13 protein-coding genes are annotated in these 21,545 nt (G+C 63.8%); 7 read left to right on the top strand and 6 right to left on the bottom strand.

Features of this window, described 5'->3' with window-relative positions:
- Nucleotides 1–195: 195 nt before the first annotated feature.
- Nucleotides 196–957: a hypothetical protein gene (locus ASG39_RS11600; protein ID WP_062595153.1), complete on the top strand. Its 762-nt coding sequence runs from the start codon at nt 196–198 to the stop codon at nt 955–957.
- Nucleotides 958–969: 12 nt separating this feature from the next.
- On the opposite strand, the gene ASG39_RS11595 is transcribed toward ASG39_RS11600, so the two are convergent.
- On the bottom strand, nt 970–1,284 hold the full coding sequence (locus ASG39_RS11595; protein ID WP_062595152.1) for a chorismate mutase family protein: 315 nt from the start codon (nt 1,282–1,284) through the stop codon (nt 970–972).
- A gap of 502 nt (nt 1,285–1,786) precedes the next feature.
- On the opposite strand from ASG39_RS11595, the gene ASG39_RS11585 reads away from it, so the two are divergent.
- From ASG39_RS11585 to ASG39_RS11560, 6 genes are all read left to right on the top strand, one after another.
- Nucleotides 1,787–2,665 carry an arginine deiminase family protein gene (locus ASG39_RS11585; protein WP_062595150.1) on the top strand — a complete coding sequence of 293 codons (879 nt, stop codon included), beginning with the start codon at nt 1,787–1,789 and terminating at the stop codon, nt 2,663–2,665.
- A gap of 132 nt (nt 2,666–2,797) precedes the next feature.
- Entirely contained in the window at nt 2,798–3,262 is a 465-nt protein-coding gene (locus ASG39_RS11580; protein WP_062595149.1) for a hypothetical protein, read from the top strand.
- A 90-nt stretch (nt 3,263–3,352) separates the two neighbouring features.
- A complete protein-coding gene (gene secD, locus ASG39_RS11575) occupies nt 3,353–5,887 on the top strand; it encodes a protein translocase subunit SecD (protein ID WP_062595148.1) in 2,535 nt (844 codons plus the stop codon).
- Nucleotides 5,888–6,403: 516 nt separating this feature from the next.
- Nucleotides 6,404–6,643 carry a hypothetical protein gene (locus ASG39_RS11570; protein WP_062595147.1) on the top strand — a complete coding sequence of 80 codons (240 nt, stop codon included), beginning with the start codon at nt 6,404–6,406 and terminating at the stop codon, nt 6,641–6,643.
- Between the two features lie 158 nt (nt 6,644–6,801).
- Nucleotides 6,802–7,269, top strand: coding sequence for an Rrf2 family transcriptional regulator (locus ASG39_RS11565; protein WP_062595146.1), 468 nt, complete (start codon nt 6,802–6,804; stop codon nt 7,267–7,269).
- 131 nt (nt 7,270–7,400) lie between these two features.
- Nucleotides 7,401–8,411, top strand: a complete 1,011-nt coding sequence (locus ASG39_RS11560; protein ID WP_062595145.1) for a KpsF/GutQ family sugar-phosphate isomerase — start codon at nt 7,401–7,403, stop codon at nt 8,409–8,411.
- A gap of 112 nt (nt 8,412–8,523) precedes the next feature.
- Here ASG39_RS11560 and ASG39_RS11555 read toward each other — a convergent pair whose 3' ends face one another.
- The 5 genes from ASG39_RS11555 to ASG39_RS11535 form a co-directional block, all read right to left on the bottom strand.
- Entirely contained in the window at nt 8,524–9,825 is a 1,302-nt protein-coding gene (locus tag ASG39_RS11555; protein ID WP_062595144.1) for a capsular biosynthesis protein, read from the bottom strand.
- A 5-nt stretch (nt 9,826–9,830) separates the two neighbouring features.
- Nucleotides 9,831–11,435, bottom strand: a complete 1,605-nt coding sequence (locus ASG39_RS11550; protein ID WP_062595143.1) for an LTA synthase family protein — start codon at nt 11,433–11,435, stop codon at nt 9,831–9,833.
- Nucleotides 11,436–11,529: 94 nt separating this feature from the next.
- The gene (locus ASG39_RS11545; RefSeq protein ID WP_062595142.1) at nt 11,530–12,321 is read right to left on the bottom strand and encodes an SDR family oxidoreductase; all 792 of its coding nucleotides are present in this window, start codon (nt 12,319–12,321) and stop codon (nt 11,530–11,532) included.
- Between the two features lie 52 nt (nt 12,322–12,373).
- The gene (locus ASG39_RS11540; protein WP_062595141.1) at nt 12,374–13,786 is read right to left on the bottom strand and encodes an aminotransferase class I/II-fold pyridoxal phosphate-dependent enzyme; all 1,413 of its coding nucleotides are present in this window, start codon (nt 13,784–13,786) and stop codon (nt 12,374–12,376) included.
- Nucleotides 13,783–21,315: a type I polyketide synthase gene (locus ASG39_RS11535; RefSeq protein WP_062595140.1), complete on the bottom strand. Its 7,533-nt coding sequence runs from the start codon at nt 21,313–21,315 to the stop codon at nt 13,783–13,785. The genes ASG39_RS11540 and ASG39_RS11535 overlap by 4 nt, the downstream gene beginning before the upstream one ends.
- Nucleotides 21,316–21,545 lie beyond the last annotated feature (230 nt).

The raw sequence follows: 21,545 nt of genomic DNA, 5'->3' as shown, positions 1-21,545 counted from the left end.
TTCCTGCGCGACCCGCTCCACATCCGCACGGCGGCGGACCGGCTGGCGAGTTACATCGCGGCCCTCTGATATTTGACCGCATCGCACCGCGCTCTACCTCCCATCTCACAATGACGGAGGTCGGAAGACGATGCGTTCGATAAGAGATGCCGCACACGGTGCGAAGCGCGCCGCGCCATTGGCCGGAGGTGTCCGGTGAAGGCCGTGATCCTGGCGGATGGCCCGGACCTTCGTTTTCCCGGCCCTGGCAATATCTCGAAATCCATGGTGGAGATCGGCGGGCGACCGCTGATCTGGCACATCATGAAGATCTATGCGGCGCACGGCATCAGCGACTTCGTCCTATGCTGCGGCGCGAACGCGGCTGAGATCAAGACCTTCTTCGCCGGCTATGCACTGCACACCGCCGACGTGACCTTCGACCTGTCGCTCAAAAGCACCGACATCCATCTTGCCAGCGTCGAAGACTGGCGGGTGACCGTGATCGACACGGGCGACGCGGTCTCGAGCGACCAGAGACGGCAAAAGATTGCGGCTCACCTCGAGGGCGAGGAGGCCTTCTGCCTCGCCTATGGCGATAGTCTCGCAAGCATCGACATCGGCGCAAGCCTCGCTTTTCATCGCGCGCACGGCCAAGGAATGACGGTTGCGGCCGTTTATCCCCCGGCACGCTACGGTGCGCTTCACCTGGAAGGTGTCGAGGTGCGCGCACTTTCTGCCAAGCCGGAATCCGGCTTTGTCAACGGCGGCTTCCTCGTTCTGTCGCCGTCGTCTCTGAGCGCGATCGCGGACGTGTTCCTCTCGGATCGCACAGCGGAGCTGGACGCACTTGCCCAGACGGGTCAGTTGCGCGCCTACCTGCATGAGGGTTTCTGGCAACCTGTCGATACGCGCCACGATGTTGTTCGCCTCGAAAGCCTCTGGAAAGAGGGTATGCCGCCCTGGAAGGTCTGGTAGAGCCCGGCCGCCTCAGGCGGTCCGGCCTGTCTCCTGCGGCCCGAGAATTTCTTCTTCCCGCACGATGCTGTGGCGGATCAGTTGCGCCCAGACAGAATCGTAGAACGCGGGGTCGAGGCCGAGATCGGCCGCATGACGTCGGATATTGGCGCGAACCTCATCGACGCGGCTCGGGATATCGGCCGGCAGGCCGGCTTCCGTCTTGATCTCCGCCGCACGGCCGATATAGCTCCAGCGCTCAGCCAGAAGCCGCATGATCGTCTCGTCCAGCCGGTCTATCTCCGTCCGGATATCCGCCATCGATTGGCATTCCGCCGCCGTTTTCATTGCTGCCATCCTTCCCGCCATCCGGGCAAGCGTCCGCCGCGCCTTATGCCGTGGTCGCGCTCTGTCATTTCAGACTGCAGTAGCGCATGTCGCGCGACACTTGAACCGTGATGCCGGGAAAATGATCGCTGGAGGGCAGGCGATGGGGGGAGATGCCGGCGGGCGGATCGGGTATCCGCATGGTGCGGACATGCTGGACGCCCGATGCCCGCCGGCATGCGAGGAAAGCTATCGTCGCAATCTTGAGCCAGGCTGCAGCGGTCGGCGTGAAAGCCCGCACTCGATAAAATTGTCCCGATCCGCTTAAAGTTCCGCACACGGGCGGTCGTTAAAGTGCGGCGATCGATGCCGTACCCCCGGTGTCGATTGATAGACTGTCCCGATTTTTTGAGCCGCAGGAACGTCCCGTCCTGCGGCTTTTTTTTCGAGGTCTTGCCGCCGTCCGGATCCTGCCTATGATCGCCGCCGCGCCGCCGGGCGCTTTGATCGGCAAGGAGTGACCATGGCGGAATTCGGCGTTCGAGATATGTCGTCCCCTCTCAAACAGGCTCTGATGCGCCGCCCGGGAAAGAGCCTGATGGCTGCCGACGCCGCGGCCTGGCACTATGGCGCGGGGTTCGATGCCGAAAAGGCGATCGGGCAATATTCCGGTTTTACATCGCTCATTGAGCAATCCGGCACCGAGATCCTCTGGATCGAGGATAAGGGGGATGGTCTTGCGGATGCGATGTTCACGCAGGATCCGCTGCTGATGACGCCGCAGGGGGCCGTGCTTTTGCGGCCGGGCAAGGACGGGCGGCGCAAGGAAGTGGCGCTGCATGAAGCCGCCTGCAAGAAGGCGGGCATTCCGATACTCGGTCGGATCGACGGCTTCGGCGCCGTCGAGGGTGGCGACACCATCTGGCTGGATGCCGAAACGCTGCTGATCGGCCGCGGACTGCGCACCAATGACGAGGGTATCGCACAGCTCGCGACCATTCTCGCTGCCCAGGGGGTCGATGTTCTCAGCTACGACCTGCCGCTCTGGAACGGGGACGACGCCTGCTTCCACCTGTCCTCGATCGTCAGTCCCGTGCGGCGTGATCTGGCCCTGGTCTACGCGCCGCTTCTGCCCGTGGCGCTCTACCAGATCCTGCAGGAATGGGGCATCAGCCTCATCGAGGCGCCGGCCGACGAGTTCCATGCAAGCAACGGTGCCAGTCTGCAGGTTCTCGCGCTGAAGCCCGGCCAGATCGTGATGATCTCGGGGTATCCGAAGACGCAGGCAGCTCTCGAAGCGGCCGGCTGCACGGTTCAGACGTTCGACGGCGACGCGCTCTGCGTGGCCTGCGAAGGCGGTCCGACGGGCCTGATCTGCGCGCTGCGTCGCAGCGCCGGCTGACGCTGGCGCAATGGCTGCTCGGGCCTCGCCCTGCAGCGGGAGGCAGCGTGATTTGACTTTGCCGGCCGGGAATGATTGTAAGGCCCGCAGGAACGGATCGCCGGGACGCGACCCGCAGGGAAGGACATCCCCGTGAACGACGGGTTCGGCAGAACGAAGCGCCGCCGGCAATGGGACCGGGCCGTGTGGGGAGCCTCGACCAGGCTTCTGGCGCTGCTTTGGCTGTTTGCCGCGGTGCTTGCGATGCCGCTCGTCGCCTCTGCCCAGCTCGTCGCGTCCGGAACCGGCGCGTTCTTGCGACCGGGTGACGTTTCGGGTCGGGAAAACCGGGATGGCCGCGCGGCCGAACCGGCACTCTCGCGGCAAGCGCTGCGCGCCGCCCAGCCGGCCGATGTGCGGTTCACGGCCGAGCGGATCGATGCGAAACCCGTGCCCGGCGGCCCCGATCCCTTGTCTCTCGCGGTGTTCCGTGCACCCGATCTGCTGCGCCCGGCAGCCTTCATCGCGACCGCCGGCCGCAGCCACCGGCTGGACGGCGGCGTCTCCGAGGCGGCGGAAGCCCGCGCGCCGCCGGCTCTTGCGCCATCCCGCCGCTGACGCGCCGGCGCTCTTCGCGTCACATCCTTTCGGCCTTCACGACCCGCCGAGCCCTTTGAGGTTCAGGGCGGACGATATTGGAAAATCTTCATGCGCACATCGAAATGGGCCATTCTGGCCTATGTCGCGATCACCCTCTTCGGGATCATCGCGGCGCTTCCCAACGTTCTCTCGGTGGAAACGCAGCAGCGTTACGCCGCCTATCTCCCGGTCAAGCCGGTCACTCTCGGTCTCGACCTCAAGGGCGGCTCCCACCTCGTGCTCGAGGTGGATGCCGCCGGCCTGCGACAGGCCCGGCTGAACACGCTGCTCGATGACATCCGTGGCGTGCTGCGCACGGAGCGCGTCCCCGTCTCGTCCGCCCGGATTGCAGGCGACGCCATCGTCGTGACGATTGCGGACGCCGCCGCGCGGGATCGCGTTCTTCCCAAGATCAATGCGCTCGCCGCGCCGGCAAGCCCGCTCGGCTTCGGCACGGCCGCATCCGACATCGACATCACCAGTGCCGATGCCGCCATCACGGTTCGCCTGACACAGGCCGGCCTTGACGAGCGCATGACCGCTGCCGTCGACCAGAGCCTCGAGATCATCCGTCGACGCGTCGACCAGGTCGGTGTTGCCGAACCGCTGATCCAGCGCGTCGGCTCGGACCGCATCCTCGTCCAGCTGCCCGGCCTGCAGGATCCGACGCGCCTGCGTCAGCTTCTCGGCTCTACCGCCCAGATGAGCTTCCACATGGTCGATCAGACGGTCGATCCGAACGGTGTCGCGCCGCGCGGCGTCGATATTCTCGTCGGCGCCAACGACCCGGCCAAATATGCGGTGGAGACCCGCGTCGCCATTTCCGGCGAGCGTCTCGCCGACGCCAAGGCCGGTTTCAACCAGCAGACCAACGAGCCGATCGTCTCTTTCTCCTTCGACGCACAGGGCGCCCGCCAGTTTGCCGAAATCACGCGTGACAATGTCGGCAAGCCTTTCGCCATCGTGCTGGACGGCAAGGTCCTGACCGCGCCGGTCATCCGCGAGCCGATCCTCGGCGGACAGGGCCAGATTTCAGGCAACTTCACCGCCCAGGAAGCGACCGTGCTCTCCGCGCTGCTGCGCTCCGGCGCGCTGCCGGCACCGCTCACTATCATCGAGGAACGCTCCGTCGGCCCCAATCTCGGCTCCGACTCGATCCGGATGGGCATCTATACGGGCCTCGCCGGCTTCATCCTCGTCGTCACGCTCATGGTCGTTCTCTACGGCTCCTGGGGCATGATCGCCAATATCGGCCTGCTGCTGCACACGATCCTGACGATCGGCGTGCTCGGCATGCTCGGCTCCACGCTGACGCTGCCCGGCATCGCCGGTATCATTCTCGGCATAGGCATGGCCGTCGATGCCAACATCCTCATCAACGCCCGTATCCGGGAAGAAACCGCAGCCGGCGTCGGCGCCATGAAGGCGCTCGATATCGGCTTCAACAAGGCCTATGCGACCATCATCGACAGCAACGTCACGACGCTTTCGGGCACCGTGCTGCTGTTTGCCTTCGGCTCCGGCCCCGTTCGCGGCTTCGCCGTGACCATGATGCTCGGCATCGTCATCTCCATGTTCACCTCCATCACCGTCGTCCGCCTGATGATGCGGGAAATGGTCGTGCGCCGGAAGATGAAGAAGCTCGACATTCCCTCGCTGTTCGGCAAGGTCCGGCATCTTCCTGCCTTCTCGTTCATGCGCGGCCGCTACATCGCCATCGCGACGTCAGCTTTCCTGTCGATTAGCTCGATCATCCTGTTCTTCACGCCTGGCCTCAATTATGGCATCGACTTCGTCGGCGGCATCCAGGTGGAAACCACGTCCCAGACGAAACTCGACCTGCCGAAGCTGCGGGAAAACCTCGAAGGCCTGAACCTCGGCGAAGTCGCGCTGCAGGAATTCGGCCAGGGCACGTCCGTTCTCATCCGCGTCCAGCGCCAGCCGGGCGGCGAGCAGGAGCAGACGGTCGCGCTGAATGCGATCAAGGGCGCCGTTGCCAGCACGATTCCCGATGCCTCGTTCGAGCGGACCGAAGTGGTGGGTCCGACGATCAGTGCCGAACTCGCACGCTCCGGCTTCCTCGCCGTGTCGCTCGCCATGATCGCGATCCTGATCTACATCTGGTGGCGGTTCGAATGGCACTTCGCGGTGGGCGCCATCGCGGTTCTGCTGCTCGACATCACCAAGACCATCGGCTTCTTCGCGCTGACCGGAATCGACTTCAACCTCACGGCCATCGCCGCCGTGCTGACGATGATCGGCTACTCCGTCAACGACAAGGTCGTGGTCTACGACCGCATGCGAGAGAACATGCGGAAGTACAAGTCGATGCCGTTCTCCGAACTGATCGACATGTCGATCAATCAGGTCCTTGCGCGATGCATCTTCACCTCCATGGCAACGGCCCTGTCTCTGGTGCCCATGGCGATCTGGGGTGGCGATGCCGTGAAAAGCTTCGCCTGGCCGATGATCTTCGGCGTCATCGTCGCGACGACGTCCTCGATCTACATCGGCGGCCCGATCCTGCTGTTCCTCAGCCGCTGGTGGAAGGATCGCGAAACGGCCCGCGGCGCCGGCGCACCCGGCGAACCGGTCAAGGGCTGATGGAATCGGGCTTTCGATCCCGAATCTGAAACGTCATGAAAATTTCATGGGGCGGCCTTACGGGTCGCCCTTTTTTCATGCGAGAAGCACACTAGATCTGCCGCATGCGCCTGACTCGTGGCACTTGGTTGAATCAGCATAATTTTTCGAAAAGTGGCAAAAATCGGAATGAGACGTTCGATAGGGGCGGCATATTGAGTTTTTTTGGAATGAAATTGCGCCGTGATTTAATTTGTATTTGACTTCGGAACTAGACTGCACTAGTTTGAGACCATCCGCAGAGACAGTGTCAGCGGTGTGTTTCAGATCCGCTCCCTTCGGGCGGTTTCAGCCAGAGGAGAAGGCATGTTGCAATTTGACCGTACCGCCTTCCTCTGCGCCTCGCGTTCCCTGTGTCGTGAAGCAGTGGCAGACCGGTGGATGTGTTCGCTTTCGCGAATGTGACCTCGGATTAAACCTCCCCTATTTGCGAAACTGACAGACACTCCCGCCTTCGGCGTGGAAGGAGCGTTGACTATGGAAACCGAAAAGAACAACGCGAATGCGACGCACAAGCAGGTCATCGAGATCAATGGCGAAGCCGTTGGCGTCGTCGTACCCGATGCCGGCACGTTGAAGTTCGTTGCCGTGAAGTATCATGTCTGGGAACTCGACGCACAGCGCTTCGCCAGCGCGGACGCTGCGCGGCACGCTGTCCTGGCGCATCTCGGCGGCGCTTCCGTGCCGCGTGGGCGTCTGTCGGGCCTGGCTGCCTGAAGCCTGTTGCTCGTCCCGAACGGCATTTTGCAGCTGTTCCGGTAAAAACCTCGCTACGAGGTTGCTCACCTATGTCTGAAAGGCATCAAACGTGCTAGGCTGCGACGGCAGCGTGCCTGAATAGGCGGGCATGGTGCCTCTCAGGACGAGCAAGCGGAATGTTGACGAAAAAAGGGAAGTACGGATTGAAGGCGCTGGTCGATCTGGCGCACCTGGATCCGGGTGAGACGGCTTTTATCACCGAGATTGCGACCCGCAACAACATTCCGAAGAAGTTCCTCGACGCCATTCTGCTCGAATTGCGCAATGCCGGCTTCCTGAAATCCAAGAAGGGGCCGGGCGGCGGCTATTCCTTGTCGCGCCCCGCGTCCCAGATCCGCATCGGCCAGGTCGTGCGAACGCTCGACGGCCCTCTCGCGCCCATCCGCTGCGCCAGCCGCACCGCCTATGAGGTCTGCGATGATTGCAACGATCCGGAAACCTGCGAGGTGCGGCGGTCCATGACCATCGTGCGCGACGCCATGGCCGATATCCTCGATTCCATGACGCTCGAGGATTTCATCGCCAATCCCGAAAAACAGCGCGCGGCACTGCCGGACGAAACCATCGTCAAGCGCGTCAGTTGAGCCGCCGCCGGTCTCCGATCTTGCCTGAGGGCCTTGCTCCAGCGACAGCCTCGCTTGGGCCTGTCCGTTTCATGCGTTGATCTTTCTGTGCGCAGGGAGTAACCCGCGGGAAGATTGCCGGGAGAGACAGAATGAGCCTCAGATCCATCGACGCCAGCCTGACCGAGCACAGCGCCGTTCTCGATTCCATCGGGCGGTCGCTTGCCACCACGGTCGACGGCGTAAACGCGCTCGCCACCAGCTTTGCCAATGATGCCGTCTTCGCCCGCAATCTGGCCGATGCCGTCGCGCTGATCGCCGACCGAAACGGCCGCGTGGTCGTCTCCGGCGTCGGCAAGAGCGGGCATATCGGCCGCAAGATCGCGGCTACCATGGCCTCCACGGGAACGTCGGCCTATTTCGTCCATCCGACGGAAGCCAGCCATGGCGACCTCGGCATGATCACGTCGGACGATCTGGTCATCCTCCTGTCGTGGTCGGGCGAAACGGTCGAACTCGGCAATATGCTGGCCTATGCGCAGCGCTTCAAGGTGCCGGTGATCTCGCTGACGTCCAACCGCGACAGTCTTCTCGCCCGTCATTCCACCGTGCCGATCGTCATACCCAAGGTCAACGAGGCCTGCCCGCATGGCTTGGCGCCGACCACATCGGCTTTGCTGCAACTGGCCGTCGGTGATGCTCTCGCGATCGCGCTGCTCGAGCGCCGCGGTTTCTCCGCCGAGGACTTCAAGACGTTCCATCCGGGCGGCAAGCTCGGCGCCCAGCTGCTGCGCGTCGGCGAACTCGCCCATCACGGCGGCGCCCTGCCGCTTCTCCCCGTAGGTGCCCCGATGGGGCAGGCGCTGATCGAGATGTCGTCCAAGGGTTTTGGCGTTGTCGGCGTGGTCGACACGGACGGTCGGCTTGCCGGCGTCATCACCGATGGCGACCTGCGCCGGCACATGTCGGATAATCTTCTGCAGGAGACGGTCGAGGCGATCATGTCGCTCAAGCCGCGGGTCATCTCTCCCCAACTGCTCGCCAGCGCCGCGATGCAGGTCATGCAGTCGAGCAAGGTGACGGTGCTCTTCCTCGTCGATGACACCGAAATGCCGGTCGGCATCCTCCACATTCACGACCTGCTGCGCGCCGGCGTCGCCTGAAGCGCGCCGCGATCTTTCCGCTCAGCGCGTTGCGCTTCGGGTCCGTGACGACCGCATATCGGGCGTCGCAAAAGCGCTGCATACGTTTGCGCGACAGGCACAAGGGCTTGGCTCACCTGCGTGCCCGCTTCTCCGGACGCTTGCGCGGTGGCGGATCGATGAAGGCATCGGGTTCGTTGACGGTGCGCGCATGGAGACGCGCGGCGATCGCATCCGCGCCTGCATCCGTTCCGACCTTCGAGTAGAAATTGCCGCGAACCTGAATGGCAGCGGCCACCAGCCGGAAGAAGGCATCGCAGACGTCCGCATCGGGCAGACGCGGCGCCCGCCAGAACAGATCCAGCGGCTGCCTATCCGTCAGCCTTTCCACATCGAACATCGCGACTCCCAGCACCTTGACAGGCTTGCGCTGCTGCAGCGCATGCAGTCCGACGGTGGAATTGACGGTGACGATCCCTGCGCTCAGGCGGATCAGAGCCGTCAGGTTTCCACCGTCGAGAAACGAGACGCGCGGGCCAATGCCGAGCCGTGTCGCTGTCTCGGCGATCGTGCCGGCCCAGTCGATGAGACCATTGTCGAGCGGATGGACCTTCACCACGAGCCGCGCATCGCGTGGCGCAAAGCGGGAGAACGAGGTCAGCACCTCCTCGATCGCCTGCTGCTGGTCGTGAAAGGGCGAATGGGCCCGAAGCTGGAAGTCCGTCTGCAACTGGAGAGGAAAGATGAACAGCGGCCCCGGGCCCTCTTCCAGCCTGGCGATCGTGGCACGCGCCTCATGACCGCGACGCTTCTCCCGCAGGAGCCGCGGGATCCAGCCGGCATATTCCACCAGCGGATGGTAAAGCGCATGGCGGCGATAATGCGGATAGAGAAACCAGAGGAAGGCGTTGGGCAGATTGTAGAGGAGATCGTAAGCCGCCTCTGCCTGAAACGTCTGAAAATACCGGCGCGTCCAGTCCGGCTCCGGCAGATCGCGGGCAGCCTTCAGGATGTGGTCGGGATCATCCGGAAAATGTGAATTCGTCGACATGCCGTCGCGCTCAAGCGTCAGCCAATCCGGGCGCAGATATCCCATCTCGACCACATAGACGTCGACCGACCGTCGCTTTGCAGCCTCCGTCGCAAGGCGGTGATAGGGACGCTCCTCGCCGAGAAGCACGAGATCGGTCACCTCGTGCCGGGTCAGAAAGTCGCCGATCCAGCGGGGCCAGGCCTCGGGCCGGCCCCGAAACGCGTATCCACCGCGCCGACGCCAGAATATGCTGTCGCCGATGTTGAGGTTGACCCGCAGGCAGACATGCCCCATCGCCTCCAGCCGATCGGCGATCTTCATGAAGAGCGGTGACGAGGGACCTTCGAGAAACAGGAACACCCGTCGTGCTGTTCCGGATGCGGGCGGGCGGGCGCCGGTCATCCCGTCTATTTCAACTCGTCCTTGTGAAGGTTCGCATGCTTCAGCATGGCCTTCAGCAGGTTCCAGGGCTCTTCGTTGCGCGGAAACACCGGCGCCTGCTGCGGGGTGCGGGCGGCACCCAGCGGCGTGATGAAATAGTCGGTTCTCGGGTCGGGAAAGGGATCGGCAAAGGACTTCAACAGGGGCGCATGGTCGCCGTAGAAGACGAGCCAGACCGGCCGGTCAAGCTTGTTCAGATGGTCGATCAGCTGGCCGAGCGCCTTGTCCGATTGTTGCAGGATTTCGAGATATATGCTGACGGGATCGATGTGGCCGGGAACCCGCCCCGGTTCCCACGGGCCGTGATTGGCCATCGACGCGACGAAGATGAAGCTGCCCTTGTCGTCCTTCTGACGATCCACTGCCTCGATCACCTTGCGCGTCAGCGCGGCATCGGAGACATAGGGCCCGTCCCGCGCAGGGTCGTGATCGAACGCGTCCAGCATCGTCATCTCTTCGAAGCCGAGCAGCGGCATCGCCTTGTGGCGCAGAAAGAACGTCCGGTCGTAGGGATGGATGAAATGCGTGCGCCAGCCCGCCTTCTTCAGCTTCGTCGGCCACACCACATCGGTATAGTGCCGCGCACGGAGGTATGGATAGCTCGCATCGACATGGATATCGTCGGGCTGCAGCCCGCTGAGGACCGCGAACTCGGTGCGCAACGTGTAACCGCCTTCAAACACGGTCGCGATGCGTCCCCACTGCGTGGAGAGCTTCTGCAGGCGGTCGATATTGGGGAGGCGGACGGCGTTGACGCCGTAATGCCGCATGTCGAGGAAGGACTCGGACTGCCAGACGACCACCAGCGGGGCCTTGTTTTCGGCATTGTGGCCGATGAGATCGTTGACCGCGGCAAAGAAGGCGCCGGAAAGCTCGCTGACGATCTTCTCCCGCCGGACACCCAGCCAGATGATGAAATGAAAGACGACCGATGAGAAGGTGCCGAACCGGACCGTGCTGATCTTCGCGTTCGGTTTGCCGACGAGCCTCTGCACGAGATCTGCGGTCGGCGCGTTGACCGGACCCCAGAAGAGCGAGATCCAGGGGAAGGCGGCCGCAAAGACCATCAGCACGATGTAGAACGCTTCGGCATGGTCCGGCAGCACGTCCGGCTCGAAATACATATAAAGGCCGGTCACGCCGAAGACATAGCCGAAGGCGACGATCCAAAAGACGATGTTCAGCGAGTTCGCGTAGAAGATCGATTTGTATTTGAACACGTCGGCGACCAGCGCGATGTCGGAAAACACCAGCGGCTCGCGGATGAAGCGAAACTTGGCGCGCGAGATCGCCGTGAAGATGATGAAGAAGCTCATGCAACCGGCAGCACCATAGAGCGGGCGCCAGGAGATCGCGAAGAAGAAGGCATAGATGATGGCGACGACGGGCAGACGGGCCAAGCCGTCGCGCAGGCTGTGCCACAGCGTCCGGCCCTTGGGCATGTTGCGGCGACGCTCGCGCGCCGGCAGCGCGAACCTGTCGGTGAACCACGCGACGAAGAATGAGAGCGCGAAGCAGACGAGGATCAACGAGAGCGGGTAGTCGTGAAGCTGGAGTGATGTCGACGGCAAACGAAACCCTTTGAATCCGCGGCGTGAGCGCCGCCACGTCGCGCCCGAGTTCTAGTGACATTCCCGTGAGGTGACAAGCTGTGTCACGTCGACGTTACCTCTGTACACCCCGAATAAGGCGATCGAAGTACCGATCGACGAACGGCCGGACGAGCGGCGCGAGCCTGCCGAGGGCAAGAAGCGTGAGGCCGAAATAGACCTCGAAACGTCCCTGGTCGAGCGCCCGGACCATCTGGCGCGCCACGGCTTCCGCTTTCCAGGGCTTGACCTGTCCCATGATCACCTCGGCTTCTGCCGGGCGTGCCGCGCGTTCGCGTTCCAGTTGCGGTGTCTGTGTGTCGGGCGGAAAGCAGATGGAGACGACGACTCCTCTCGGCTTTGCTTCCGAGCGCAAGGCCTCGGCAAAGCCGCGAAGCGCGAATTTTGAGGCGCAGTAAGCGGCATAACCGGGAATGCCCATCAGGCCGGCACCGGAGGAGACCAGCATGATGCGCCCCTGGTGACGGGCGAGCATGGACGCATAGACGGCGCGGACGGAATGCATGGAGCCCGAGAGATTGACGGCCACCTGCCGGTCCGCGTCCGCTGCCGTCTGGTCTTCGAACCGGGCAGGCGCGACGATGCCAGCCGAGCAGATCAGGATATCGCAGGGGCCGAACACCGTCTCGCAGGCCCGGATCGCTGCCTGAACGGCGTCCGCATCCGCGACATCGGCCGCGGCAACCTGCACCTGGCCTCCGCCTTCGGTTTCCAGAGAGACCTTCGCCGCGTCGAGAGCCGCCAAACCCCGCGCGATCAGCGAGACCCGATGGCCGCGGCCGACATAGATGCGCGCCACCTCAAGGCCGATGCCGCTCGATCCGCCGGTGATCAAGACATGCGTCATGACGCGGCGCGCCACGTCGCTATGCGCCGGACGAAAAACCGTTGCGCCGGTGTCACCGGGCCGCCAGCATTTTCATCATCTGCTGAAGATCGATGGAGGCCAGCCCGAAGTTCCGGTCGGTCAGATCCTTGAGCTTTGCGGCCGTCAGCGTCACCGTCTTGCGGATCTGCTCTTCCGTATGCTCGCTGGTGATGAAGAAGCGCAGGCGGGCAAGGCCCTCGGGCACGGCGGGATGGATGATCGGCAGGGCATTGACGCCGGCGGCCAGAAGGTCGTTCGACAGCTGCACCGCGCGCAGGCTGTCGCCGACGAGAACCGGCACGACGGAGAAGCCGGCGCTGAGCCCGGTGTCGAGCCCGGCCTCCTGTGCAAGCTTCAGGAACAGCGTACCATTGTGGCGAAGGGCTGCGGCGCGCTCGGGTTCCGCTTCCAATATATCGAGGCTGCCAAGGGCGGCGGCCGTCAGCGCCGGCGCAAGACCGACGCTATAGACGAACCCGCCGGCGGTCGCCTTCAGCACGGATGCGAGGGCCGCATTGCCGGCAATATAGCCGCCACAGCTCGCAGTCGTCTTCGACAGCGTGCCCATCCAGATATCGACCTCCTTCGGATCGACGCCGTAATGCTCGAACGTGCCGCGCCCCCGGCGCCCGAGGATGCCGAGGGAATGGGCCTCGTCCACCATCAGCCAGAACCCGTATTCGGCCTTGAGCTTGAGGATCGCGGGCAGGTTCGCCACGTCGCCATCCATCGAATAGATGCCTTCGACGATCACGAGGATGCGCCGATAGTCGCCGGAGACGGTCCGCAGAACCGTTTCGAGGTCGTGCGCGTCATTGTGCTTGAACAGCCGGCGCGTGGCGCCCGAAAGCTTGATGCCGGCAAGGGCGCTGTTGTGGATGAACTCGTCATGGACGACGAGATCCTTCGGGCCGAGCAGGCAGCTGATCGCCGCGACGTTGGTCAGGTAGCCGCTGACGAAACAGACGGCAGCTTCCACACCGTAGAAATGGGCGATCCGCTCTTCCAGCTCCCCATGAACCGGACGCTCACCGGCCACGAGGCGGCTCGCGGACGCCGAAATGCCATAGGTGCCGATGGCGTCCGCCGCCTTTTCCAGGACATGCGGATGCCGGTTGAGGCCGAGATAGTCGTAGGATGCGAAATTGATCAGCTCGCGACCATTGATGATGGTCGTGGCCCCGGCGGCCGTCGCATGTGCGCGGTAGAACGGATTTTCGATGCCGAGCTGGGCGCTTGCGGCCTCCTGCGTCTGGACCTGCTTGTATTCCGGCAGATCCTCGAACCGCATCTGCGTCCGGCGAACCGGCGTCGGCACATCGCGTTCCGACCGCGCCATCCGGTTGCGTTCGGACGATTGATGCGTGTTGCGCATCCGGTCGAGCAGGTTCTCCCGGATGCTGCTGTTCATTTTCGTCGCGGCGGGCTGCCGGTCGTCACTCATTGGCTTGCAACCTTTTCCGGAGACGTTGCCTTATGGCGCTGTGTCAGTTCGGCCAGGATCTTGTCTTCGGTCGGCGGTTCGTCCTCGCTGCTTCCCTGATCGCGCTTGCTGACCTTTTCGTACAGCTTGTGCGCAACGTCGCCGACGGTCGTATTGTCGGCGACACCGGAGAGCGGCATGTCGAAGCCCGTGTTCTGCTGGAAGCTGATGCCGAGTTCGACCGCCATCAGACTGTCCAGACCGATTTCCTTCAAGACCTTGCTTCGCGAGATCGTATCCTTGGAAACCCGCAGAATTGCGGCGATTTCACTGGCGACAAGCTCATAAAGCAGGTCTTCGCCCTCCTGCGGCGATTTGCCCTCGATCATGGCGACGAGATCGAGCATGCTGCCATCGCTGCTGCCGGTATGCTGGTCGGCCGTGCGCATCACGACCTCGAACAGCGGCTGCCGAACGACAGGAAGGTTGCGCGCGGCAGACCAGTCGAATTCCGCAATCATCGCGGTCGCCGCATTCACCGTGCCGGGGTCGGCCGCGATATAGGCTTCCACCTGGTCGAGCGCGGCCTGCGCCTTCAACGCCGTCTTGCCGATGCGCTTCGACAGGATGTCGTTGACATCGGTGTTTTCGGCGAGATAGCCGGTGTCGGCGATGGCGCCGAAGCCGATCGCAAGCCCTTTCAGGCCCGCTGCCCGGCGTGCCCGTGCGAGCCCTTCCAGATAGCCGTTGGCCGCGACGTAGTTGCCCTGTCCGGGGTTGCCGACCAGCGTCGTTGCCGAGGAGAACAACAGGAAGAGGTTGAGATCGTCGCTCCGGGTCAGGCTGTCGAGCACGGCGGCACCCTTCGCCTTCGTGTCGATGACGGGGCGGTTGCGGGCGCGATCGAGATTGGCGATCAGCGCGTCGTCCAGCACCATTGCAGCATGCACGACGCCCTTCAACGGGCCGTCGGCCCGAAGCGTTGCGAGCATTGCGGCCGTTGCCTTGGCGTCGGTCACGTCGCAGGCATGCAGGCTGGTCACGACCCCCCTGGCGTCCCAGCGCTTGATCGCGTTCAGCGTGTCTTCGCCGGCGATACCGCGACGGGTGACGAGCGCCAGTCTGCGCGCACCCTTCTCGACCAGCCAGTTGGCAGCGGCAAGGCCGAAGCCGCCGATGCCGCCGACCACGATATGCACGCCGTCTTCGGAGATCGTCATGCGCGCGGGCGCGGCGGCCGAGACGGAGTGGCGACCGGAAACCGGCGGCAACACGATGATCTTGCCGATATGCCCGGCATTCTGCATCAGCCGGAAGGCGTTGCCGATCTCGTCATGGGCAAAGGCGCGGTAGGGAAGGGGCACGAACTTGCCCTCTTCGAACAATTGACCGACTTCCGTGAAGATGCGCTTGGTGAGGTCCGGCTGGTTGACGAGCAGCTGGTCGGCATCGATGCCGAAATAGCTGATGTTCCGGCGGAACGGACGAAGTCCGATCTTGCTGTCGGCGAAATAGTCGCGCTTGCCGAGTTCGAGGAACCGGCCGAACGGCTTCACCAGCGACAGGCTCTGTTCCATTGCCTCGGCAAAGAGCGAGTTCAGCACGAGATCGACGCCCTCGCCGTTCGTCACCGCACGGATATCCTCGACGAAGGACAGAGTGCGCGAGTCGAAGACGTGGTCTGCACCGAGCATCGTCAGGAAGTGACGCTTCTCGCGGGTGCCCGCGGTGGCGATCACCTTGGCACCGGCATATTTTGCCACCTGCAATGCGGCAAGGCCGACGCCGCCGGCCGCGCCGTGGATGAGGATGGTTTCACCGGCCCGGATGCGGCCAAGTTCGATCATCGCATAATAGGCCGTCAGGAACGCGACCGGGACCGTTGCGGCGGCAACCGGGCTCACCGTTTCCGGCAGCCTGGCGATGCCGGCACGGGCAACGACGGCATGCGTGGAGAAAGCGGCCGAGGCCATGGCCATGACCGGATCGCCGATCGACAGATCGGTGATCTCGCTGCCGAGGGCGACCACGTGGCCCGAGAGTTCCATGCCGATCGTGGCGCCGGCAAAGCCGTCTTCCAGCGCTTCCTCGGGAAGGAGGCCCATGGCCCACATCACGTCACGGAAGTTGAGGCCGGTGGCGGCGACTTCGACGACGACGTCTGTCGGGCCCGGCTTCGGCAGGCTGGTTGCTTCCCAGGCGATGCTGCCGACCTGCGAGGCGACCCGCTGGCGGATGGTGGCCGCTTCGAAAGACTGCGTCTGGCGGAGCGTGCCTTCGACCGGACCGGGCACGGCCCGGATTTCCTGGGCGAGACCGTCGATCACCGCCCACTCGCGATTGTCAAATCCGCGATCGATCAGCGTTGCGGCGAGGCTCAGAGCGCTTTCCACCTCGGACGCGGTCGATGCCGGAGCATCGATCGCCTGCAGATCGATCAGGTCGTATTCGTTCTGCAGGACGCGGCAGAAGGTCCACACGCCGCTGTTGAGCGCCGAGGTGGCGGAAACCGGTGAGCCGCCCGGGGCGACCAGTGCCAGCCGCGGGCGCTCGTCACCCGAAGGCTCGCGATCCGCATGATGCTCCCGCACCGCTTCGCCGAAGGCGCTGAGCGCGAGGACGATGGTCTGGAGCGTGTCGGAATCGTCGAGCCGGTCTTCAGACGCGGCCGGTGACAGGCAGACGGCGCGAATGGCGCGGTTCTGGAAGGACGTGAAGGCCTTGAGGAGTTCTGCCTTGTCGGAAGGCTCGCCTGTCAGCGTCAGGCCGACGATCGGGCATTCGCCGATGGACGATGGCAGGACGGACGCCGACGCGGATGCCTGGAGCACGAGGATCGGGTGATGCGACACGAGCGCTGCATTGTCCTGGAGCGGTGCGTCGGCCGCGGACCGGGCGGCTCTTGCTTCCAGAGCGACCAGAGCGCCGAACGCGCCTTCGCGGTCTTCCACCACGATATCGGCAAGCCGGAGATCGGCAAGACACTTTTCCCACTGCGACGCGGTTGCAAACCGTCCGACGGGGAATTCCGGCGACTGGCTGCGGGCAAACCAGCCATCCGTCAGACCATAGGCGAAATCGCTGAAGACGGTCGGTGCCGTCGTCGCGGCGATGAAAGCGCCACCCGGGCGCAAAGCATGGCCGAGAATGCCGCGGACGGCGGGATCTTCGTCCACGAGGGCAAACAGCATGTCGGACGCGCTGACGACGATATCGATCGTCGTGACCGACTTGAACGCGTCCTTCTTCAGGACGGAGACGCGGGCATCTTCCTCGAAGGCGATCTCGAGGTTGCGCTGCGCGTTGTCGCGCGGCTCGATGACGGCAAGGCTGGCGCCGTGGCGGATCGCAAGGGTAGCGAGGCGCCGTGTGAAGCTCGCCGATACCGTGCCGAGTTCGATGATGCGGAGGCCGGTTCCGCCCGACGAAAGGGCCTGCTCCAGCGCCTCATAGACCATCTCGGTCCGCTGGCGGGTGGCGAGCGAATGCACGGCCTGGTGATCGAGCGTCGCTTCGCTGATGAGGCCCGGGCTCCGAACCGGGGCGTCGTCACCGATCTTGCCGGACAGTTCCGCGGCATAGAGCGCCGACAGGCGGTCGAGTGCCTCGGTATAGGCGTTGTTGATCAGCACGGCCTCGACGGCGCGGGCGGCATTCTCGGCGTAGATCTCCTTGAGGATCTCGCTGACCGGAGGCAGCGCGAATTCCGCATTGACGGTCCAGCGATTGTCGGTGTGCTCGGCAAGGCCTGCATCCTCGAGAACGACGAGGCAGTTGCTGAGGAAGCAGCGGAACCCGACATCGCCGGGGACCAGCCGCATATCGACCTGGTTGCCGCCGCGCGCGAGTTTCAGCGCGATTTCGTGGCAGGCCCGATAGACCGCGGCGTTGAAGAGCAGCGTCGTGTTGTCGATCCCGTCGCCGCGATCGGCCGGCAGAAGCACGGTCGGCAGTGCGTTCGACGCCGCAGGCCGCAGGTCCGCAAGTGCATCCGAGGGAACGGATTCATAGTGATAGGACAGCATGTCCAGCGTCTTGTGCTGGCGCAAATAGGTGCGGCGGAAGCGGCAGTCGTCGAAGGCCGCGACGAGCTTGCCGTCGTCTCCGTAGAAACGGAACTTGGCCTTGATGGAATTGGCGCTGACCCGCTCAACCTCTGCGATCGCCCGGGTGATCACCTGACCGGAGGCCGCCAGCCGGACGGAGCCGAAGCGGACGGGAATGTAGGGTGCGCCGCCCGCCTCGCCGGTAAACCGGCCGAACAGGGCCACCATGCCGTGGAAGGTCGCATCGACCGAAATCGGGTTGAGGCTGTAGGAGACGAAGGGATGCCCGGCTTCGGCCGGCGTTTTCAACGTGACGTCGATGAACTTGTCGCCGAAGGCAACGGCCTTCGACATCAGCTGGAACCGCGGACCATAATCGAGGCCGAACTGGCGCGCCGTCTCGTAGGCTTTCGCGGAGAGAACGGTTTCCGTCTGTTCGAGCCCCTTGAAGTCCGGCCGGATATGGTCGTTGCGCGCGATGGGCTTGCGGCAGCGGGCCACGGCGTGCACGGCCCAGTCGTCTTCGGTCAGGCGTTCGCGGGAGCGGATTTCGATGTCGCCGGTCTCCGGGGAGAGAATGGTCGACAGCTCCATGATCCTGCTGTCGCCCAGTTCGAGCGGCCGCACGATTTCGAGATTGGTAATCTCGACCTCGCTGGTGCCGTAGAACTGCTGCGCGGCAGAGATCGCGATCTCGATGAATCCGCTGCCGGGCAAGATCGGCTTGCCATCGACGATATGCTCGGCGAGGTCCGGGAAGAGATGCCCGTCGATATGGTTCTTCCAGCTGCTGCCGTTGAGATCGGCGCGCCAGCCGGCGAGGGTATAAGGCACGCGCGAGCCGCGGCCGAAAAGGTCGGCACTGTCGCTGGTCACGGTCGGACGGAGTTCGGTCGGCTCGAACGGCAGGATGGGCAGGCGGACCGAGGCGTTGCGCTTGCCGAAGAGCCGGGCCGAATTGAAGGCGGCTCCATGCGCGATCGCACGCGCCATGGAACGCGAGACCGGATCGATGCCCTTGGCAGACGGGTCCTTGAGCAGGGTGGGAACGACCACGCCCGGCGCGGTAGCCGCTTTGATCGTTTCCTTGAGGTAGGACGACAGGATCGGCCGGGGCGAGACCTCGATGAACAGCGTGCAGCCGAGTTCAATGGCGGCTTCGGTCGCGGCCTGGAAGCGAACCGGTTCGCGCACGTTCTTCCACCAATAGTCAACGTCCAGCTGCGCCCCGTCGAGGCGCTCGCCGGTGACGGTGGAGAGATAGGCGATGTCGGTGGTCCGCGGCGACAGGTCCGGAATGTCGCCCATGAAGGCCGTCTTTGCCTGATCGATGATCGGGTGGTGGAACGGGTAGTTGATGTCGAGGATCTGGACGGGGATCTTCGCCTTGCGGGCGGCATCGCGGAATGCGGTCACCTCGGCTGCCGGACCGGAGATGGTCACCGAATTGCGCGCATTGACGGCGGCAACGCAGACATTGGCGATTCCGTGCTTCTCGGCGAACGTCCGTGCGGCCTCTTCGCCCAGCATGACCGCCGCCATGATGCCTTTGCCGGCCAGAAGGTCCTGATGCAGCGACCGTTTGGCGACGATGGCCACCGCATCGACCAGCGACAAGGCGCCGGCCGCATAAGCTGCCGCGATCTCGCCGACGGAATGTCCGAAGACGGCCGTCGGAGTGATGCCCATGGCGACCAGAGAATCGGACAGCGCCGCCTGAACCGCAAACAGCATCGGCTGGGCGATCTTGGTGTCGGCAAGCTTCTCCGCGAGGTTCGGATCCGTCAGCAAAGCGGCGAGGTCGAGATCCGCATGGAACCGGAACAGGGCGCTGATCGACGTGAAGCACTGGCGGAAATGCAGGTTTTCGCGAAACGCATCCGCACCCATGCCGGCCCATTGCGAGCCGTTGCCGGAAAAGACGAAGGCGACCTTCGCGTCCCGGGTCGCGGCCTCGCCGGTCTCTCCGAGGTCGGAGGCCGGCTTTTCGATATGGCTCGAGATCGCCCGGATGATATCTTCGGGGTTCTCGCTGCGCGCCGCAAACCGGTGACGCATGGGCGTGCGGTTGGCGCCGGACGCGGCAATGATCGCGCGCGCTTCCTCGCGCGAGGCCTTGGCGAACGAGGACTTGTAGGCGCGCAGAAGGTCTTCGAGGCTGCTGGCCGTGTGTGCGCTGGCGATGAACATATGACCGGCGGCTGTATTGCGCTGGCGGTCCTCGGTCACGGGTTCGGGATCCGAAATCACGACATGGGCATTGGCGCCGCCAAAGCCGAAGGAGTTGATGCCGGCCAGGCGCGCACGCTTGCCACGCAGAAGCTCGATCGGATTGGCTGTGACGCGAACGTTCAGCCCATCGAAATCGATATTCTCGTTCGGCGTATCGAAATGCAGCGAGGCGGGGAGATAATTGTTCTCGAGCGCCATGACGGCCTTGAGCATGCCGAAGAGGCCGGAAGCCGGCTCGGTGTGCCCGATGTTCGACTTGATGGAGCCGATCGGCACGGGCGCGCGACGGTTGGTGCCGATGACGGTCCCGATCGACCAGACTTCCGCCGGATCGCCGACCTTGGTGCCGGTTCCATGGCCTTCGACGAAGGCCACCTGGTTGGCGTCGATATTGTTGCCTTCGTAGATCGACCGCAGCAAGGCCGCCTGGGACTCGCGCGATGGCAGCGAGATGCCGTTCGTGCGGCCGGCCGAGTTCGTGCCCGTCGCGACGATGCGTGCGTAGCTGCGATCCTTTTCCTGGCGGGCGCGGTCGGAGCGACGCAGGACGAACACGACGCCGCCTTCGGCGCGCACATAGCCGGCGCCGTCATTGTCATAGGCGCGGCAGAGGCCTTCGGGAGATAGCATGCGCGCCTGCGCAAAACCGACGAAGGGAAGGGGGTGGGCCAGGATGTTGATGCCGCCGACGATCGCGGTGTCGATCTCGCCTGCGTTCAGAGCCCGCATGGCCTGATCGAGAGCGACGATCGAGGACGAACAGGCCGTGTCGATGGTCATCGACGGGCCGCTGAGCCCGAAGATATGGGAGATCCGGTTGGAGATGACGGAAAGCGTGTTGCCGGTCATGAAGTAGGGGCCGGCGGCCGCGGGGTCTTCGACCGTCAGATTGGCATGGTCGAGGCTCGATGCGCCGACATAGACGCCGACATTCTCGCCCTGAAGCGAGGTCAAAGAGATATTGGCATCCTCGATCGCGCGCCAGGCCAGCTGCAGAAGGACGCGCTGCTGCGGATCCATATACATGGCTTCGCGCTGCGACATGCCGAAGGCCGCGGGATCGAAGTCATAGATGTCGTCGATGACGCCGGCCGCGAACGAATAGGTCTTGCCCGGGTTGCCCATTTCCGGGTGCCAGAAGCGCGCAAGATCCCACCGATCCGAAGGAATCCGCGTTACCGCACTTTTGCCTTGGCGCAGGAGCCGGAACAGCGCTTGAGGCGAGTCAGCTCCCGGAGCGACGCAAGCGCGCCCAATTATCTCTGCTGTCATCTTTTATCGCACGCTCTGGAATGTCTGCAATGTGATCTGCTGATTGCATTTGAGGTCCGAAAAATCAATCGGAACTTCTCGCGACCCGCAATCTGTGGTCAAGAAACGGAACGCTACAATGACGAATATGAAAGACGGAGCTAAACCATAATGGAGGAATATAGAACGTGCCGAGCGTTTCGCTTTTCGCATGACACGAAACGAGATTCGCGGGTTGGCATCAGGTTTCC

Origin of the sequence: Rhizobium sp. Leaf371 (assembly GCF_001424045.1) — a bacterium.
Lineage (GTDB): Bacteria > Pseudomonadota > Alphaproteobacteria > Rhizobiales > Rhizobiaceae > Ferranicluibacter.
Note: the sequence above shows the minus strand (reverse complement) of the source record. Positions and strands in the feature narration are given on the sequence as shown.